General features: G+C 69.9%; 14 protein-coding genes. 4 read left to right on the top strand and 10 right to left on the bottom strand.

Annotated features, from left to right (window positions below; genetic code table 11):
* Positions 1-25 precede the first annotated feature (25 nt).
* The 4 genes from glmM to tilS form a co-directional block, all read right to left on the bottom strand.
* On the bottom strand, positions 26-1,420 hold the full coding sequence (gene glmM, locus JRI60_RS22180) for a phosphoglucosamine mutase (RefSeq protein WP_204227829.1): 1,395 nt from the start codon (positions 1,418-1,420) through the stop codon (positions 26-28).
* A gap of 194 nt (positions 1,421-1,614) precedes the next feature.
* Complete coding sequence (folP, locus tag JRI60_RS22175; RefSeq protein ID WP_204227828.1) at positions 1,615-2,865, bottom strand: dihydropteroate synthase; 1,251 nt, start codon at positions 2,863-2,865, stop codon at positions 1,615-1,617.
* 90 nt (positions 2,866-2,955) lie between these two features.
* Positions 2,956-4,875: an ATP-dependent zinc metalloprotease FtsH gene (gene ftsH / locus JRI60_RS22170; protein WP_204227827.1), complete on the bottom strand. Its 1,920-nt coding sequence runs from the start codon at positions 4,873-4,875 to the stop codon at positions 2,956-2,958.
* A 177-nt stretch (positions 4,876-5,052) separates the two neighbouring features.
* Positions 5,053-6,423 (bottom strand): tRNA lysidine(34) synthetase TilS, encoded by a 1,371-nt coding sequence (gene tilS, locus JRI60_RS22165; RefSeq protein ID WP_204227826.1) that lies wholly within the window; start codon positions 6,421-6,423, stop codon positions 5,053-5,055.
* Positions 6,424-6,871: 448 nt separating this feature from the next.
* On the opposite strand from tilS, the gene JRI60_RS22160 reads away from it, so the two are divergent.
* Positions 6,872-7,084, top strand: coding sequence for a TIGR04563 family protein (locus JRI60_RS22160; protein WP_002628981.1), 213 nt, complete (start codon positions 6,872-6,874; stop codon positions 7,082-7,084).
* A 5-nt stretch (positions 7,085-7,089) separates the two neighbouring features.
* Complete coding sequence (locus tag JRI60_RS22155) at positions 7,090-7,308, top strand: TIGR04563 family protein (protein ID WP_204227825.1); 219 nt, start codon at positions 7,090-7,092, stop codon at positions 7,306-7,308.
* 25 nt (positions 7,309-7,333) lie between these two features.
* Here the strand turns inward: JRI60_RS22155 and JRI60_RS22150 are convergent, their stop codons facing one another.
* Positions 7,334-8,173, bottom strand: a complete 840-nt coding sequence (locus tag JRI60_RS22150; RefSeq protein ID WP_204227824.1) for a 5'-nucleotidase C-terminal domain-containing protein — start codon at positions 8,171-8,173, stop codon at positions 7,334-7,336.
* Positions 8,173-11,043 carry a TonB-dependent receptor domain-containing protein gene (locus JRI60_RS22145; protein WP_204227823.1) on the bottom strand — a complete coding sequence of 957 codons (2,871 nt, stop codon included), beginning with the start codon at positions 11,041-11,043 and terminating at the stop codon, positions 8,173-8,175. The genes JRI60_RS22150 and JRI60_RS22145 overlap by 1 nt, the downstream gene beginning before the upstream one ends.
* 108 nt (positions 11,044-11,151) lie before the next feature.
* On the opposite strand from JRI60_RS22145, the gene JRI60_RS22140 reads away from it, so the two are divergent.
* The gene (locus JRI60_RS22140) at positions 11,152-12,708 is read left to right on the top strand and encodes a ChaN family lipoprotein (RefSeq protein WP_204227822.1); all 1,557 of its coding nucleotides are present in this window, start codon (positions 11,152-11,154) and stop codon (positions 12,706-12,708) included.
* A gap of 3 nt (positions 12,709-12,711) precedes the next feature.
* On the opposite strand, the gene JRI60_RS22135 is transcribed toward JRI60_RS22140, so the two are convergent.
* From JRI60_RS22135 to JRI60_RS22120, 4 genes are all read right to left on the bottom strand, one after another.
* Complete coding sequence (locus JRI60_RS22135) at positions 12,712-13,140, bottom strand: hypothetical protein (RefSeq protein WP_204227821.1); 429 nt, start codon at positions 13,138-13,140, stop codon at positions 12,712-12,714.
* An 87-nt stretch (positions 13,141-13,227) separates the two neighbouring features.
* Positions 13,228-13,809 carry a hypothetical protein gene (locus JRI60_RS22130; RefSeq protein WP_204227820.1) on the bottom strand — a complete coding sequence of 194 codons (582 nt, stop codon included), beginning with the start codon at positions 13,807-13,809 and terminating at the stop codon, positions 13,228-13,230.
* A 16-nt stretch (positions 13,810-13,825) separates the two neighbouring features.
* On the bottom strand, positions 13,826-14,980 hold the full coding sequence (locus JRI60_RS22125; protein WP_204227819.1) for a zinc-dependent alcohol dehydrogenase: 1,155 nt from the start codon (positions 14,978-14,980) through the stop codon (positions 13,826-13,828).
* A gap of 328 nt (positions 14,981-15,308) precedes the next feature.
* Positions 15,309-16,367 (bottom strand): hypothetical protein, encoded by a 1,059-nt coding sequence (locus JRI60_RS22120; RefSeq protein ID WP_204227818.1) that lies wholly within the window; start codon positions 16,365-16,367, stop codon positions 15,309-15,311.
* Positions 16,368-16,442: 75 nt separating this feature from the next.
* Between JRI60_RS22120 and JRI60_RS22115 the strand changes: the two genes are divergently transcribed.
* Complete coding sequence (locus JRI60_RS22115) at positions 16,443-18,026, top strand: acyl-CoA carboxylase subunit beta (RefSeq protein WP_204227817.1); 1,584 nt, start codon at positions 16,443-16,445, stop codon at positions 18,024-18,026.
* Positions 18,027-18,558 lie beyond the last annotated feature (532 nt).

Genomic DNA, 18,558 nt, shown 5'->3' with positions numbered 1-18,558 from the left:
TCTATTGGCGGCCCGAGACCGGATGTCAACCGTTGAGCGCCTTGGAGAGCGCCTCGGCGATCTCCCGGGCGTACTGCTCGTTGCGCGCGGCGTCGGTGCCCTCGATGAGGACGCGGGCCTTGGGCTCGGTGCCGGAGAAGCGCACCAGCACCCGGCCCTCCTTGCCCAGCTTCTTCTCCACGTCCTGGATGGCCCTCATCACCGTGGGCAGCTCGCCCAGCTCGCGCTTCTGCTTGACGACCACGTTGACGAGCGTCTGCGGCACGGGCTCGAAGATGGAGGCCAGCTCGCTCACGGGCTTCTGCTGGCGGCACATGACGGCCAGCAGCTGCAGCGCGGCCAGGGTGCCGTCGCCCGTGGTGGTGTGGTCCGAGAAGATGAGGTGGCCGCTCTGCTCGCCACCGATGTTGTAGCCGTTCTTGCGCATCTCCTCGACGACGTAGCGGTCACCCACCTTGGTGCGCACGACCTTCACGCCCCAGCGCGCCACCGCCCGCTCCAGGCCGATGTTGCTCATCACCGTGGACACGAGCGTCTTCTTCTTCAGCTCCTTGCGGGTGACGAGCTCGCCGGTGCAGATGGCCATGATGGCGTCGCCATCCACCACGTTGCCCTTCTCGTCCACGACGATGAGCCGGTCCGCGTCACCGTCCAGCGCGATGCCCACGTTCGCCCCGTGCTTCACCACCGCGCGGGAGAGGTTCTCCGGGTAGAGCGCGCCGCACTTGTTGTTGATGTTCTTGCCGTCCGGCTGCACGCCCAGGGCAATCACCTTGGCGCCCAGCTCCTCGAGCACCGCCGGGGCCGTCTTGTAGGCGGCGCCATTGGCGCAGTCGACGACGATGGTCATCCCCTCCAGCGTCAGCTCGCGGGGGAAGGTCGTCTTGAGGAACACGATGTAGCGCCCGCGCGCGTCCTCCAGGCGGAAGGCCCGGCCGATCTTCGTCGCGGTGGGGCGGATGGAGTCGATGGCGCCGCTGGCCACCAGCTCTTCAATTTTGGCCTCCGTCTCGTCCGGCAGCTTGAAGCCGTCGCGCCAGAAGAACTTGATGCCGTTGTCCTGGTACGGGTTGTGCGAGGCGGAGATGACGGCGCCGGCGTCGGCGCGCATCGAGGTGGTGAGATTGGCGATGCCCGGTGTGGGCAGAGGACCCACCAGGTCCACATCCACGCCCATGGAGATGATGCCGGCGGCGAGCGCCTGCTCGAGCATGTAGCCGGACAGCCGCGTGTCCTTGCCGATGATGACGCGGTGCCGGTGGGGCCCGTTGCGGATGAGGTGCGCGAGCGCTCGTCCGAGCTGCATCGCGACCTCCGCCGTCATGGGGTACACGTTGGCGACGCCCCGGACGCCGTCCGTGCCGAACAGTCGCTGCGACGCCCGCTCTTCCTTGGGGGGCATGTTCATCCTGTAAGCCATGGTGTGCCGCTCCACCTTTCCCTGAGCCCGGCCCTGAAGCCGGAACCTCCGACGCCGAGGGCTTATACCCTGCCCTCCACAGGCCCCGAAGCTAGGGAGTACGAGCCCCCTAAACAAGCTTGCGGCCAGTCAGGCTGCCCCTCCCCGTGGTGGGTCGTCTCGGGGCGCACATCCGCCGTGGGGGAGACACTCCCTCAGTCTCGTACTTTTCCCGCCAGGTAGAGCGACCCGCCCTCCCCCGCCGCGCGCACGGCATCCGCCACGGCGAGCGCGTCCCGGACCTCGGCCACGTCGTGCACGCGCACGAAGTCCGCGTCCCCCGCCGCGGCGACGGCGGCCACGGAGCCCAATGTCGCCGCCAGACGCTCGTTCGCCGGCTTCCCCCCCGCGAGCTTCCCGAGGAACGACTTGCGGCTGGTGCCCACCAGCACCGGCAGCCCCAGCACGCGCAGCTCCCCCAGCCGCCGCAGCAGGAAGAGGTTGTGCCCGAGCGTCTTGCCGAAGCCGATGCCGGGGTCCACCAGCACACGCTCGCGCGGCACGCCCGCGGCCACCGCCCGCGCCACGCCGTCCTCCAGGAAGGCGAGCACCTCGTCCACCACGTCCTCGTAGTGGGGGTCCTTCTGCATCGTCTCGGGGGTGCCCTGGATGTGCATGAGACAACAGGCCGCGCCCGCCTCGGCGGTCACGCGGGGCAGTTCCGGGTCGAAGAGGAAGCCGCTGATGTCGTTGACGAGCACCGCGCCGGCCTTCAGCGCCTCGCGGGCCACCGCCGCCTTGGTGGTGTCCACGGAGATGGGCACCTCCGTGCGGGCGCGCAGGCCCTGGATGACGGGGACGATGCGGGCCACCTCCTCCTCGGCGGACACGGGCGGGGAGCCGGGCCGGGTGGACTCACCGCCCACGTCCAGGATGTCCGCGCCCGCCTCGGCCAGCCGCAGCCCGTGCGCGATGGCCCGCTCGGTGTCGAAGTAGCGCCCGCCGTCCGAGAAGCTGTCCGGGGTCACGTTCACCACGCCCATGACGTAGGTGCGCGTCCCAAAGGAGAAGGTGCGACCGCCCAGCACCAGGGCGGCGGGCGGAGCCGAGGCCTCCAGCACACGAGCCAGCGCCGCGCCCAGTGCGGCCAGCTCCGGCCGGGCCTTCGCCTCTGCCACCACGCGCTCGAACTGCACCTTGCGTCCGGAGAGGAGCCCGGTGCCGGGCCGCGTGCGCTCGTCGCCCGCCACCCAGGAAGGGAACTCCTCGCGCCCGGGCGCCACCGAGGACGCGAAGAGGCCGGAGAGGAAGCGGCCCTGCTCGCGCTCCAGGCCCGTGAGCAGCACGTGCAGCGCGGGCAGCTTCTCCAGCAGGTGCTCTCGGGCGGGAGCGGGCAGCCCCATGCGGAGCAGGGTCGGCTCGAGGTCGGCGGGACGGTCGGCGCGGACGGGGCGGGCGCGAATCATGTCGGGTCGGCTCCGGGGGCTCGGAAAGCAGAAGGGCCCTCCCCACGTGAGTGGAGAGGGCCCGGGTTCTACACGGAAGCGCGGCTCAGGCTACGCCTTGTTCGGCTCCATGTTGGGGATGCCCTCGAGGGCGTCGAGGATCTTCCGCTTGTCCTTCTTCTCGGTGGACTTGGTGGGCGGAGCCACGACGCGGGGAGGCGGACGCTCGCGGGTGAGCTGACCCCCCTGGAGGAGGATGTTGACGTCCTCGGCATCCAGCGTCTCGTACTCCACCAGCGCATCGGCCACGCGCTTGAGGCCCTCGAGGTGCTCGGTCAACAGCGCCTTGCCCTTCTCGTAGCAGCCCATGACGATGCCGCGCACCTCGGCGTCGATCTGCCGCGCGGTGTCCTCGGAGTAGTCCTTGGCCGAGTTGAAGTCGCGGCCCAGGAACACCTCACCGTCGCTCTTGCCGAAGGCCAGGGGCCCCAGCTTCTCGCTCATGCCCCAGCGGCACACCATGGCGCGAGCCGTCTCGGTGGCGCGCTCGATGTCGTTGGACGCACCCGAGCTCATCTCGTTGAAGAGGAGCTCCTCGGCGATACGGCCGCCCATGGCCATGGTGATCTGGTCGAGGATCTGCTTCTTGTACCCGTTGACCTTGTCCTCGGTGGGCAGGCTCCAGGTGAGACCCAGGGCCTGGCCGCGCGGGATGATGGTGACCTTGTGGAGGGGATCGCAGCCGGGCAGCAGCTTGGCGATGAGAGCATGGCCCGCCTCGTGGACGGCCGTGTTCTTCTTCTCCTTCTCGGTCATGATCATGGACTTGCGCTCGGGGCCCATGAAGACCTTGTCCTTGGCCTGCTCGAAGTCGCTGGTGTCCACGCGCTCCTTGTTCTGACGCGCGGCCATGAGGGCGGACTCGTTGACCAGGTTCTCCAGGTCGGCGCCCGTCATGCCCGGCGTACCGCGGGCGATGACCTCGAGGTCCACTTCCGGGGCCAGCGGCACGCGGCGGGTGTGCACCTTGAGCACGCCCAGGCGGCCCTTCAGGTCGGGACGCGGCACCACGATGCGGCGGTCGAAGCGGCCCGGGCGCTGCAGCGCGGGATCCAACACGTCCGGACGGTTGGTCGCGGCGATGAGGATGACGCCCTCGTTGGACTCGAAGCCGTCCATCTCCACCAGCAGCTGGTTGAGCGTCTGCTCGCGCTCGTCATGACCACCGCCGAGGCCCGCGCCACGGTGACGGCCCACGGCGTCGATCTCGTCGATGAAGATGATGCAGGGGGCGTTCTTCTTGCCCTGCTCGAACAGGTCGCGCACGCGGCTGGCGCCGACGCCCACGAACATCTCCACGAAGTCCGAGCCGGAGATGGAGAAGAAGGGCACACCGGCCTCACCGGCCACCGCACGGGCCAGCAGCGTCTTGCCGGTACCCGGAGGGCCCATCATCAGCACGCCCTTGGGGATGCGGCCGCCCAGCTTGGTGAACTTCTTGGGGTCCTTGAGGAAGGCGACGATCTCCTCGAGTTCCTCCTTGCACTCGTCGGCGCCGGCCACGTCCGCGAACGTGACCTTGTTGTGGCTCTCGTTGAGCAGCCGCGCCTTCGACTTGCCGAAGGTCATCGCCTTGCCGCTCCCACCCTGGAGCTGGCGCATGAAGAAGATGAAGAAGAGGAACAGGAAGACGACCGGCATCCACTGGCCGAGGATGGTGAGCCAGAGGCTGTTCTGCTCCTCCCGCTCGTACTTCACGTCCACGTTGTTCTTGCGCAACTGCTCGAGAACGGTGGCGTCGGCCTCGGGGCCGGTGGTGCGGAACTTGTCCTCGGTATCGGTGTAGACACCCGAGTAGGTGTTCCCCTTGACCGAGACGGCTCGGACCTTCTTGTCCTCTACCTTGGCCAGGAACTGGGTGAACGTCGGTTCCTGGACCGGATCGTTGCTCGTGGAGAAGAAATTGTAGAAGGCGACGAAGAGGACGATCAGGATGACCCAGAGGCCGATGGTCTTGTAAGTCGAACGCACGTGTCAGCTGCCCTTTCGGTGCTCGGCAGGATGAGGGCACGGTCAAAAAGGCCTAGCATTTCGACCGTTTGTCACGACACCGGGTGTGTGACCCGTTTGTCGGACGGTATCAGCAACAGCAAAAACGCCTCAACTATTTTGGGGGTTCCACCCCCGCATCCTCCGCAGTGGTCGACTCTATAACGGAGTCGTCCCGAGCATGCCCGGGTGCGGAGGCGAGGCCCACAGAAAGAGGCCTACAGCCCGCGCGGGTGTGGAATTCCAGACCCCTGGGACCCAGAGCACGGCCCCCTCGGCGTCCGTCACCACGGGAAGCGAGTCGCGGCGCTCCCCGGGAATGCGCCGGTCCACCAGCACATCCTGCAGCTTGCGCGAGCCGGCGGGCCCTCGGACCCTGTCTCCGGGCCGCCGTGTCCGCACGCTGAGGGGCCAGCGCGTCTCCTCCGGCAGCGGCAGGCCCAGGGTGCCCGGAGGGGGAGCGTCCGTCGCCACGGCGAAGCGCCACCCCGTGCCCTCCTGGACGCCCGACGCCCCCTCCCCCGCCAGCACGAGCGCCGGAGGCGGTGGAGTGGAACCCCCACGGCGCACGCAGCGCACACGCCCTCCCGCCGTGTGGAGCTGGAGTGCCCCGGGCTCATGGCCTCCGCCCAGCGTCACGGGCCGGCCCGTCTCCACCGCGTCCAGTGCCCGGGAGAGGGACGCATCGTTCACCTCGGCGCCCGCTTCGGCCAGCAGGCGGGCCAGCACCCGGCGGCGCAGCGGCGGCTCCAGGGCGCGCACGCCCACCGCATCCAGGCTTCCATCCGGGAGGGTGAGCCGCGTCCATGCCCCGTCCGCCAGCTCGCCCAGCAGGGCCTCGTCCTCGGCGGCCAGGCGGGCGAAGGTGGCCAGGTGCGGCGCCACGGGAAAACCCGCGGCGCGCGCCAGCACCGGCAGCACCTCATAGCGGATGCGGGTGCGCAGGAAGGCGGGGTCCACGTTCATGGGGTCCGCGACGAAGGAGACACCCTCCTCGGCCAGGAAGGCCTCCACCTCCTCCCGCGTGCGCTCGATGAGCGGGCGGACGAGGAAGGGACGTGCCCGGTGGATGCCCACGGCGCCCCGGAGGGCCGTGCCCCGCACCAACCTCATGAGGAGCGTCTCCGCCTGGTCCGACGCCGTGTGCGCGGTGGCTACCACTCGGAGTCCCAGCTCCCGCCGCAGCGTCTCCAGGGCCCGGTAGCGGGCCTCGCGCGCCCGCGCCTCCACCCCGGAACCCGGTGACAGGTGCAGCTGGCGAACATGACAGGGCAGCCCCCAGCGGGCGGACAGCCGGGCGACCGCCTCCACCTCCTCCCGGGCCTCGGGCCGCAGGCCGTGGTCGAGCGTGGCCACCTCCACCCTCAAGGAGAGGGACTCGCGCACCCGCGCGGTGCCCACGAGCAGCGCGGACGAGTCCGCTCCCCCCGAGACGGCCAGCAGCACCGAGCCCCCCGCCAGCCCCAACTGCCGGTAGGCCCGCTCCAGGGCCGTCGAAAAAAGGACGCTCGTTTCACCAGTGGAGGCCATTGAACAGGGGAAGGAATCAGAATCGGGCGAGTCGGGTTACACCGGATGCAGCCGGTTGAAGGGGCGCAAGACGATTCTTATGATCGTCACGCAGGTCGCGAGGGACGGGAGGGTCGGGGAAAAGAGGGTGGGGGGAAATGGTCGCGCGACGAAAGATGTTCTGAACATGGATTTTTGACGGAGTTGGGCCTAGGGGTCCCCCCCCTCCCCCTCTGGGCCCACGGGGCCGCCGGGATCAGTCCTGGCGGTCCTTCTTTCCGGAACGCCCCGGGTTCTCGCCATGAGGACCCGGGGCGTTCCCTTTTGCGGGTTTTTTTCCCAGACGGCGTCAGTCCGGGTGCATACGCTGTGGGAGCACTCCGAAACCGTTGACCCGTCAGGGAGACTGTCGGATAACGGCACCGGTGTGTTCAGGTCGTCACCTCGTATCCGCTCCGGAGACCCAGGTATGGCAGGCACCGACAAGCGCAAGCAGTCCCTGTACTTCCCCGAGGAGATGCTCAAGGAGATCCAGGAGGAGGCCAATCGCCAGGACCGCTCGCTCTCGTGGGTCGTGCAGCAGGCCTGGAAGATCGCTCGCGATCGTATCAAGTCGTTCCCCGCCGTGAACGACGTCACGGGCGACGAGCGGCAGGACCCTCGCGAGGAAGGAAGGTCCTAGCCCTCATGGCCGCAACCGATCATCGAAAGCAGAGCCTCTATTTCCCCGAGGACATGCTGGACGAAATCCAGCGCGAGGCGACGCGGCAGGATCGCTCGCTCTCGTGGATCGTCCAGCAGGCATGGAAGGTGGCCCGAGCCGAGCTGCGCAAGATGCCGTCGCCCAATGACGTGTTCGGGCCGACGCCGTCGCGGCCAGACGGTTCGGGAGATTCGCAGTCCTGAAGCGTGCGCGCCACGCGCCGCCGGCCTACTGCACCCCGGGCCCGCCCGGCCGGGCGCAGTCGACGAAGACGATACGCTCAGCCTCCGCCAGAGGCTGTTTGTCCGTGGCGTGGTTCTTCCGCAGATAGGCCTCGGTGAGGTTGGCGTCCGTGGCCTTGCCATCCGTCGCGCTCGCCGTGACGGGGTTGCGTGACAGGTCCTTGCCCGCGTCCTTGAAGATGGCGCCGTAACCGTCCCCTCCTCCCAGGAGGAACTCGGCCATGGCCACGCGGTAGCGGATGGAAGCATCCGCGCGCGGCGGCAGCGGCACCGTGCGGTCCTTGACCTTGAGCGCCACCACGCGCTGGCCCTTGGGCCGCGAGCAGTCCACGCGCACCGTGGTGCCCTCGGACACGTGCAGGAAGGCGCCGGACGGCGAGACGATGGGCTGGCCCTCCGGGGACAGCGCCTCCACCGAGTGCTCGAACATGTCCACCAGCTGCTGCTCGGTGAGGTCCACCGTGATGACGGCGTTCTCGAAGAGGAGGATCTCGTGCAGCAGGCCGTTCTTCAGCGGGCCCTTGGGCACGGAGGTGCGGGTGACGCACAGGCCCTCGGCGCGCAGCGAGCCCCCGTTGACGATGCCGAGCTCGGCGGGCGCCTTGGAGCCGTCCTCCGCGTGGAGGAAGGCGTCCGCGGCGAGCTGGCCCAGCGCGTTGTTGTCGTGGCGGGTGAAGGGCTTGTCGAGCAGGACGTCCTGGGCCAGGTAGCCGACGACGGAGTTCGGATCGTCCACCAGCGGCTGGCACTGGTCGTTGAACTGGATGCAGCCGAGACCCGGCGCGAGGGCCACGGCGAGGATGGCGGCGGTGAGCGTGCGGGACATCAGTTGCGGGCCCTCAGGGTGAGGAAGGCGGAGACGCCCTCGCGTGGCAGCAGGCCGGACATGCGGTCCGGCCGGGGGACGTCGTCGCGCAGGTCGGAGTCGAAGACGTTGTGCACCACCACGGCCAGCTCGAAGTGGTCGCCGATGGGCTCGGTGCGCAGCTGCGCGGTGATGAGGCTGTAGGCGGGAATCTTGTAGCGGCGGATGAGCTCCAGCACGGAGCGGGTGTTGTTGCGCCGCTCGGCGCCAGCGCGCACCACGAGATCGAAGTTGATGAAGTCACCGATGGGCATGGACACGCCCGCGTTGAAGCGCGCCTGGGGGATGTCGGTGAGGTACTGGTGGTTGGTGGGCAGCTCCTTGTCCTCGGCGCGGAAGAGGCTGGCGTTCACCCACGCGTTGGCGCGCTTGGAGGCCTCCAGCCGGGCCTCGCCCTCCAGGCCGTAGACGAGCACGCCCAGCTCGCGGTTGCGCACCGGGACGATGTTGCCCGAGGTGTCCACGGCCATGATGGGGTCGGAGAAGCTCTCGAAGAAGGCGTTGGCGCGCAGGCGCACGCGCGCATCACCCGCGGCCTGGACGAGGTCCGCGCCGGCCTCGAGCGTGTTCACCACGGCGGGCTGAAGGGCCGGGTTCCCCTCGAAGCGGCCCTGGTTGTAGTCCGTGTCCGGGATGGTCTCCACCAGCTCCTGGAGCGTGGGCGGACGGAAGGCGCGGCCGTAGAGCAGCTTGAGGACGAGCGAGTCCGTGGCGGAGAAGACGAGCCCCACGCGCGGGTTGATGGTGGGCACCAGGTGGGTGCCGGTGATGACGTTGGAGGCATTGACGGTGGGCAGCTGGGTGGCGTCCACCCGCACGCCGAGGGTGAGCGTGAGCGGCTCCACCACCGTCCACTGGTCCTGCGCGAAGGCGCCTAGCGACAGGCGCCGCGCGGCCGCGCCCCCCGCGAGGTTCAGGATGTCCACCAGGCCCTCGGGCGTGGTGAGCTCGGCCCGGCGCCGGCTGTCGAGCGTGTAGTTCGTCTCGTAGCTGTAGGCGCCCAGCATCTGCAGCTCGCCCACGGCGCCCACCGAGAGGCGGTTGCCCTCGAAGAGCGAGATGTCCGAGTCCACGCTGGCGCCGATGGAGCGCACGGTGACGCGGGTCTGCTCCTGCATGCCCTCGGGGAAGAGCTGGTTGTCGTCGGGGCCGGTGCGGAAGTCGTTCGGGCCGATGTGGAAGAGCCGATCCGTCTGCTGCTGGTCCCCGTAGAGGCGCGCGCGCAGCCGCACCTGATCGTTCAGCTCGTGCTCGTAGGTGACGTCGCCGAGGAACACCTGCCACCCCAGGCGCGAGCCCGGGCCCGCGGTGTCGAAGAGGCCCATCAGGGCGTCGCGATCCTCGGAGATCATCCGCGCGGAGACGTTGAGGTGCCCCTTGGGCGTCACGTCGAGACCGAACCCCAGGCCCAGGTTGAGCAGGAAGCGCTTGTCCTGGGTGTAGCCGACGGGATCCAACGGCTCGCGCATCTTCTGGGCGAGCGTCTCCGCGTCGAGCGCGTCCGTCTCGATGGGGACCGAGTCCCCCTCCTGGAACCAGACGTCCGCGTCGCCAAAGAGCTTGAAGCGGCCGAAGGAGTGAGCCCCGGAGGCATGGCCATCGAAGGTGGTGGCCAGCCGGTCGTCGAGCGCGGGGAAACCTCCACCGGAGACGGCCGCGAGGAAGCCCTCGGTGCGCTGGGTGACGAGGTTCACCACCGCGAGGAAGGCGCCAGCGCCGTACAGCGCCGAGCCGGGCCCGCGGATGACCTCGATGCGCTCGAGGTTCTCCACCGGCAGGTTCATCAGCGCCTTGCCATCGAAGAAGCTGTTGAGGCGCTGGCCATTGAGGAGGAAGAGCACCTCGGCGTCATTGCGAAGGCCGCGGATGGCGACGCGGTGGAAGCCCTGTACGTCGCGGCTGATGGTGAGGCCGGGCACCACGTCCAGCACGTCCGCCACCGTGCGCGCTCCAAGGGCACGGATCTGCTCGCGCCCGAAGGAGGCGCCGATGGCGGGCACCTTCTTCACCTTCTCCTCGTGACGGGTGGCGAGCGCCAGGGTGTCCTCGGCCGTGTAGAGGGCCAGGTCCTCCTCCAGCGCCGAGCGCTCGGGCGGGGGCTCGGTGGGCTCGGCTGGCCGGGGGGCCCGTGCGAGGGCCGGGCGCGAGGAGGCGCTCTCCGTGTCCGGAGGCAGGTCGGCGGACAGGGCCGCCATGGCGTCATCGGAGGACCCGGTCTTCCGGGTGGGCTCGGGCCGGGACTCGGCCTTCGGCGCCGGCTCGGCGGTCTTCGGCGCCGACTCCCCCTTCGAGGCCGACGCGCCCTTCCGGGCGGGCTCGGGCCTGCGGGCGACGGGCTCCGGCTCGGAGGTCCGGGCCGGCGCGGCCGAGGCGGTGGCACGCGGCGAGGGAGCCGGCTCCGGAGCGGGCCGGGACGTGGAGAGCGGGGTTCGCGTGGAGGGCACCTGCCCCACGACGATGACGCGGACCGGGCGGGTGGCGCTCTTGAAGAGAGGCACGCGGTCGCCGTCGGGGGTGTAGCCCTCCATGTAGTACTCGACGCCGGGCGGCACGACGTTCCCTCCGGGGATGACGCCCCGGTAGAGGTCGCCGTACTGCAGCTCCATGGGCGCCTCCGAGTAGGGCTCGCCGGGGCCGCGGTAGCGGATGACGACGCGCTGGATGCGCTGGGTCCCGGTGAGCACGCCGTCGACCACCAGCGTCGCCCCGGGCTCCGCCTGGGCGGGCGCGGTATGGAGCAGGGACGCCTGCTCCTGGGCGGACACGGGCAGCGCCGCGAGGAGCACCAGCGCGAAGAGGACGGTGGGGGGGCTCGGGAGTGCGGACTTCACGGGTAACCTGGATGCTCCTCCGAGGGGATCGGCACGTCAAGGAAGGGGGGTGGGCCCGGCCGCCGAATTTTTGCCGGGGTGGCGGGCGCGTGCGAGTTGTGATCGTCCATGCGCGCGTCGCTCGCTCTCCACCTCGCCCTGTTCCGCCGCCAGAAGGCCCAGATCGCCCGGGCCATCGAGGGGCAGTCGGTGGCCTTCCGGGCCTATGAGGCCCGCTATCGCCGGCGCACCTCCGAGTACCGGCGGGTGCTGACCGCCTCGACGGTGTCCCAGCAGGTACAGGCCTCGGACGTGGTGTACGTGGGCGACTACCACACGCTGCCGCTGGCGCAGGAGACGTACCTGGAGCTCGTCGAGGGCGTACGCGAGGCGGGCCGCCGGGTGGTGCTCGCGCTCGAGTGCGTGGAGGGCCGGCACCAGGCGGCGGTGGAGGCATACCTCGCGGGTCGTCTCGCGGAGCGCTCGCTGCTCGCCCGCCTGGGCCATGGCGTGGGCCAGGGGAACGGAGCCTGGTCGGGTCTGCGCTCGCTGCTGGCTTACGCGAAGCGTTATCGGCTGCAGGTGGTGGGCATCGACCGGAGGGCCCAGGGCGAGCGCTCCCTGGAGCTGCGGGACGCGTACGCGGCGGAGCGGATCGCCCGGGCGGTGCGGGCGGAGGATCGGCCGCGGGTGATGGTGCTGGTGGGCCAGTACCACGTGGCGCCCTGTCACCTTCCGGCGCAGGTGGAGCGGGCGCTGGGCGAGGGACACGGGCTGCGCGGGCTCGTGGTGTACCAGAACGCCGAGGGCGTGTACTGGCGGCTGGCGCGCGAGGGCAAGGCGGGCGCGGCGCAGGCGGTGGAGCTGCCGGACGGCTCGCTGTGCCTGCTGAACGCCTCACCGGTGGTGTGCCAGCAGAGCTTCCTGGACTACCTGGAGGCGGAGTCCGGGGACTCGCCGCTGCGGGAGCGGAGCGCGGCGGAGCGCTTCCGGGAGATGGCGAGCCTCATCGGCCGGCTGGCGGGAGTGCCGGTGGGCCGGGCGCTGGACGAGGTGGAGGTGGTGACGGCGGCGGACGAGGACGCGCTGGTGCGCATCCAGCAGCGGGGCCGCTTCACGCAGGGCGAGCTGCTGCAGCTGCGGCGGCACATCCTGTCGCGGGAGAGCTGCTACATCCCCCGGGCGCGGACGGCGTACCTGGCCTCGCTGTCGCTGAACCACGCGGCCGAGGAGGCGGCGCACTTCGTGCGGCACTGCGCGGTGGGAGACGCGATGGAGGCACCGAGGCGGGCCTCGGACGCGTTCTACGCGCGGTGCCTGGAGGAGGCGCTGGGGTTCTTCGGCTCGAAGCTGGTGAACCCGCGGCGCAGCTGCCTGGGCCCGGGCGAGTGGGCGCTGCGCTTCGCCCAGGCACGAGGCGTGGAGCGGCAGATCGCCGCGTTCGTGCTGGCGCACAAGGCGGCGGAGGTGGAGGTGCCCGACGAGGCGGTGAAGCTGCTGCCCCTGCGCAAGGACCGGCTCTTCCACGGCGTCAGCCACGCGCTGGGGTACCTGCTCGGAGACGCGCTGTACCGGGGCTTCGACGGGGATCAGGTGGACAAGGCGGACCTCCGGGCCCTGTTCCGCCATCCGCTGGAGGACCCGCGCGCCACGTACTTCGACTGGGTCCGCCGACTCTCCCGGTGACGACTAGGCCGCCTTCCCGAGGCGCTTCGCGCGCAGCTGGGGGATGAGGTCGCGCGCCTGGGCTTCCGAGGAGACGAAGTGAACCCGGGTCAGCGCGCTTTCGTCCGCGCGTCCGGACAGGTGCGCCGCGAGGGCAATCCCCTTGGAGATGGCTCTGTGCAGCAGCCGTGCTCCGATGTAGATGCAGCCCTGGATCCACTCCGATCGAGCGTGCTCGCTGAGATAGCGCCCGCCCTCGGGATCGAGTTTGGTGGCCTGGCTCAGGTCCGCCACGATGAAGAGGGGTTGTTGCTCGCCCAGCTCCCGGTAGATGGCCAACATGCGGATGGCGTCCTCCAGGGTTGCATGGCCACGGGTGTGCACCCAGACGAGGTCAGGCGGCTCGAAACGAAGCGTGGTGTCTCCGACCTTCCACTCGCGTTGCTCGGACATGGGTTCATCCTGATAGACGGGTAAGCCTCGAATAAAGAGGCTTCCCGCCACGGATGTGCTGCGCTCAACGTTGCGACCTCCCGAGGCTCAGTGCCCGTACGCGGTGCGCAGGTGCAGGGTGCTGCGCACGCGGCCGCGCCTCGGGCCGCTGCGCTTGTCGCGCAGGTACAAGCGGCCCAGCAGCCCCGCGGCGGCGAGCGGCAGGGCCACGGGCGCGAGCTTCTTGAGGCGGTGCTCGGCGCTGTCCACGCGGTCGCCCAGCAGCTTCAGCAGCCAGTACTGGGGCTTGTGGTCGGGGAGGCTCGAGGCCCACTTGCGGATGAGGCCCGACAGCCCCTTGGGAGGGCAGGTGGTGCCGAAGACGGGCGGCCACTCCCGGTTGGGACGGCCGTGCTTGAACACGGCCGAGCGCGCGGGGTCCATGGGCTCGATGTCCAGGCGCGCATTGGGCCAGGGCTCCGGCGGCCGCATCATCGGCACGCCGGGGCGGCGCGACAGCTCACGGTCCACGCCCCAGTAGGCCGGGCGCTGCGGGGCCTGCACGGCCTTGTAGCCGGAGTGCCGCTGGATGTCCTCGACGCTGCTCAACTTGGGCTCCCGTGGGGCATGGGTCGTGTCGATGCGGGGAGCCCGCACCTGGGACTCACGCGGAGTGTTCGTCGTTTCCATGTGGGTCGTCTCCGGGCTAGTGGATGCTGGGGCCGTTGGGGAAGAGGGCGCACTTGATGCACCCGTCCTTCTTCTGGGCCATCGTGTGATAGAACTCCGGGGCCTTCTCCAGCGGGCCACGGTGCGTGAGCACGTCGGAGGGGCGGATGCGGCCGGCCCGGATGTGCTCGAAGAGCAGCGGCATGTAGCGCTTCACGCTCGCCTGGCCCGTGCGCATGGTCTGCGCCTTGTTCATGTACGTGCCGATGTCCACGCCGGTGAACGGCGGGCCATACGCGCCGATGACGGAGATGGTGCCGCCCTTCTTCGTGGCGTGGATGGCGGTATTGAGCGCCTGCGGGCTGCCCGCCTCGAGCTTCGCATAGATCCCGAGTGCGCGGTGCATGGGGCTGCCGGCGGCCTCGGCGCCCACCGCGTCGATGGTCGCGTCCGCACCGAGGTCCTCGGTCATGCCCTTGACGGTCGTGACGAGGTCCACGTCACGGAAGTTGAGCGTCTCGACGCCCAGCCACCGGCGCGCGAACTCGAGCTTGTAGTCGTAGTGGTCCACCGCGATGACGCGGCCGGCGCCCATGGCCCAGAGCGACCACATGGCGAAGAGGCCCACCGGCCCGCAGCCGAGCACGAGCACCGTCTCCCCGCCGCGGATGTTGCACATCTCGGCGGCCTGGTAGCCAGTCGGGAAGGCGTCGGTGAGAGGCAGCGCGTCCAGGCTCGAGACGTCCTCGGGCACGTGCTCCGCGTCCACGCCGATGAAGGGCACGCGCACGTACTGGGCCTGGCCGCCGTCGTAGCCGCCCATGGTGTGCGAGTAGCCGTACATGCCAGCCGCCGCGTCCGTGCCGGGGTTGGTGTTCAGGCAGCACGACGTCAGGCCGCGCTGGCAGTAGTAGCAGCTGCCGCAGAAGATCTGGAACGGCAGCGCCACCCGGTCGCCCGGCTTCACGCCCGTGACGTCCCGGCCCACCTCCTCCACGATGCCCACGAACTCGTGGCCGAACGTGGAGCCGACGCGGGTGTCGGGGATCAGGCCGTGCATGATGTGGAAGTCCGAACCGCAGATGGCCGCGGTCTCCACCCGGACGATGCCGTCCTGGGGGTGCTCGATGCGCGGGTCCGGCTTCTCCTTGACCGACACCCGCCACGGTCCTTCGTACGTGAGTGCTAGCATTGGCGTCCTTTGCGGTATGCAGGCGCGTAGGGATTGAGCGCTACCCGACACATCGTGCGCACGCCGTCCACGGCAAGCATGGGCGGCGCCGCGCCTGGTCGGCCGCGCGCCACGCGGTCGAGGTCGCCCCGAGGCCGGGCGTCTTGGCGAGTACGCCCCCTCACCGCGGAACGAGGGGCGCCCGCGGCGCGGCTGTGCCCGACACGTCGCTGCGACAGAGGGGCAGTCGCACTGTCGACCACCGGGCAGGCGACTTGCCAGGGCTCAGGCCGCATGCACGGCTGAAGTCACCCACCGCGAGCCCTCGCGGCTCCCCTTCTCGCTCGCCCTACCGCGAGCCCGCTCCGGCATCCGCGGCGTCGGCGTGAACCACGCGGAACCGCAGCGCCTGACTCGACACGGGCTCCACGGTCCGCCGTCCCAGGTCATTGGGAACGAACCAGGAGCCCCCCTCGTCGTTCACGCACCACAGCTCGTACTCGCCAACGGGGATGGCCCCGAGCGTGGTCACCACCCTGCCCCGCCCGGGCTCGTCGGTGACGGCCTGGGCGAGCGGGATGACGAAGAGTTGCAGCAGGTCGGCGGCGATCTCCCGGCTCGGGTCGCCTTGCAGGCCGCCGAGGAACGGGGCCGGATTGGGCAGCAGCGGCACGAGGACCTGCGCGGGCCGCCCCTGACTGTCGAGCGGCACGGTCTGCCCGGGCCGGGGCACGAAGCGCAGGAAGAACTGGGGCCACAGGTCGAACACCCCATCCCCGTTCACGTCATCCGGAGTCCCATCCCCATTGGAGTCCGCGAGCCGGACGAAGAACCGGGGCGCCTCTCCGCGCAGCAACCCGAAGCCCTCGCTCTTCACGGAGAATGAGGTGATCGCCGTGGCCGAGTCCGTCAGGGTCAGCACGCTCCCCTCCCCCTGCTCCACCACCTGGAACGCGGGAAGCGGACGCAGCACCCGGCGCGGCAGCGCGAGGTCCGCCGCCAGCACCTGCCCGGGCTGCACGTTCAGCTCGACGGAGGACTCGGGGACCCAATCGCCCGCCCCTGGCTGAGCGAGCACATCGACGGTCAGGTCCGCGTCACCATTGGCATCGAGGAAGCCCCACAACCGGTACACGTCGGGGCCCACCTCGGAGAACCGGAAGCGCGCATCCCCGGCCGCGAGGCGCACCTCGGGGACGGCGGTCACGTACCTGGGCTCCCCGCGCTGCTCGGGAGGCGCTTCGCCGGGAGCGAACAGGAACAGGTAGGCATTGCCCCGAGCGGGGCCCGACGGCGCCACACTGCCTTCCACGCGGGCGGAGCGCCGGAGCTCCGTGGAGGGCTCGGAGCAGCTGGCGAGGACGAGCCCGAGGGTCAGGCAGAGGACACGAAGGGCGATGGGAGACACAGCGCCACTCTACCCTTCCGGGGGTGCTCGGGGCTCTGGCAAGGTATCGCCCCGACTCTCCTGGGAGGCCACACCATGAAGATGAAGGATCGGGTGGAGAAGCTGGAGGAGCAGCGCCGGCGTAACGAGGGGATGGGAGGGCCGGAGCGCATCGAGCGCCAGCACGCGAAGGGGAAGCTGACGGCCCGCGAGCGGCTGAAGCAGCTGTTCGACGAGAACACCTTCGAGGAGATGGGGCTGCTGGCCGGAGCGGAGGGCAACCTTCCCGAGGAGGGGGAGCCGGGCAAGCCCTCGCCAGCGGACGGGGTCATCACGGGCGTGGGGGAGATCGACGGCAGGCCGGTGGCGGCGGCCATCTACGACTTCACGGTGTTCGGCGGCTCCATCGGCACGGTGGGCGAGCGCAAGGTGGCGAGGCTGAGAGACATCGCGCTGAAGAACCGGATTCCGATGGTGTGGCTGGTGGACTCGGCGGGTGCGCGTCTGGAGGCGGGAGGCGAGGTGGACCCGAGGCGCCTGGCGAGCTTCGCGGACACGGGGTACCTCTTCCGCGAGCAGGTGGTGATGAGCGGGGTGATTCCGCAGGTGGCGGCGATGGTGGGCCCCGGAGCGGCGGGCACGGCCTACATCCCGGCGCTGGCGGACTTCGTGCCCATGGTGAAGGGAACGAGCTCCATCGCCATTGGTGGCCCGTACCTGGTGGAGTCGGTGGTGGGCGAGAAGGTGACGGAGGAGGAGCTGGGAGGCTCGAAGGTGCACAACGAGCTCTCCGGGGTGGCGGATGCCGAGTACCCGGACGACGCGGCGTGCCTCACCGCGATCCGCGAGTACCTGTCCTTCTTCCCCTCGCACTGCGAGGACAAGCCACCGCGCAAGCAGTCGTCGGATCCGTTCGACCGGCGGGACGAGGATCTGCTGAAGGTGGTGCCGGAGAGCCCGCGGCAGGCGTTCGACATGCACAAGGTCATCCTGTCGTTGGTGGATGACCGGAAGTTCTTCCCGCTCAAGCCGAGGTTCGCGCGCAACCTCATTACAGGGCTGGCGCGGATCGATGGCTGGCCGGTGGGCATCGTGGCGAACAACTCGATGTACCTGGGCGGAATCCTGGACGTGAACGCGTCGGACAAGGCGGCGCGGTTCATCAACCTGTGCGATGCCTTCAACATCCCGCTGGTGTTCCTGCAGGACGTGCCGGGCTTCATGGTGGGCACGAAGGTGGAGCAGCAGGGAATCATCCGGCACGGGGCGAAGATGATGTACGCGGTGGCGAGCGCCACGGTGCCCAAGCTCACGGTGGTGGTGCGCAAGGGTTACGGGGCGGGCTACTACGTGATGAACGGCCGGGCCTTCGAGCCGGACCTGCTGGTGGCGTGGCCTGGGGCGGAGATTGGCGTGATGGGCCCGGAGGGAATGGTGTCCATCGCGGCGCGCAAGCTGCTGCAGAGCGCGGAGAGCCCCGAGGCCGCCGAGGCCATGAAGAAGGAGCTGGCGGACGGCCTGCGCCAGCACATCCGCATCGAGCGCACGGCGGCCATGGCCATGGTGGACGACGTGGTGGACCCGCGCGACACACGGAGGCTGCTGGCCCGGGCTCTCAAGCGCACAGCCAACAAGAAGGTCGAGCGCCCCTTCCGCCGCCGCGAAATCTCCCCCGTGTAGCCTGCCCCGACGGGTTCGAATCCCGTCGGGGACAACCTGGAAGGCCCAGCAATCTCAAGGGATTGCTGGGCTTTTCCTTTGTCCCCTGTTCCTCATGTGCCCTCAGTGTGCGTGCGCCGTGAAGGTGCACTTGACCAGCGGGTTAGTGGGGCGCGACATGTGAGCACACGGTGAAGTGCGCAACACGGGAGACCTGGTCCGAGCGGGGTAGCGACCCGAACACGCCGTGAGGGCGTGGCGACGGCCAGGAGTCGGAAGGGCCCGTACTACCGATGAAGCGGGTAACGACCGTGGAGGGAAGGGGCTCTGGTTCAGGGTGCTTCGCAAGGAGCAGATGCAGCGGGAGATTAGCGTGAGCCTAACAACCCCTACAAAGCTCGCACCGCGACGCCCGTGTGCAACGCCACGAGGAGCCCCGCGACCCGCGAGTACCCCGGCCGCCCGCGAGCCGCTCAACTCCCGGGCGAGCCCCATGCTGATGCCCACCAGCACGAGCCCGCACACGACACCGAGCACCTTCACCGCCAGGAGC

This window comes from Archangium violaceum (assembly GCF_016887565.1).
Lineage (GTDB): Bacteria > Myxococcota > Myxococcia > Myxococcales > Myxococcaceae > Archangium > Archangium violaceum_B.
The sequence above is the reverse complement of the archived record's forward strand: the minus strand, read 5'-3'. Positions and strand labels throughout refer to the sequence as shown.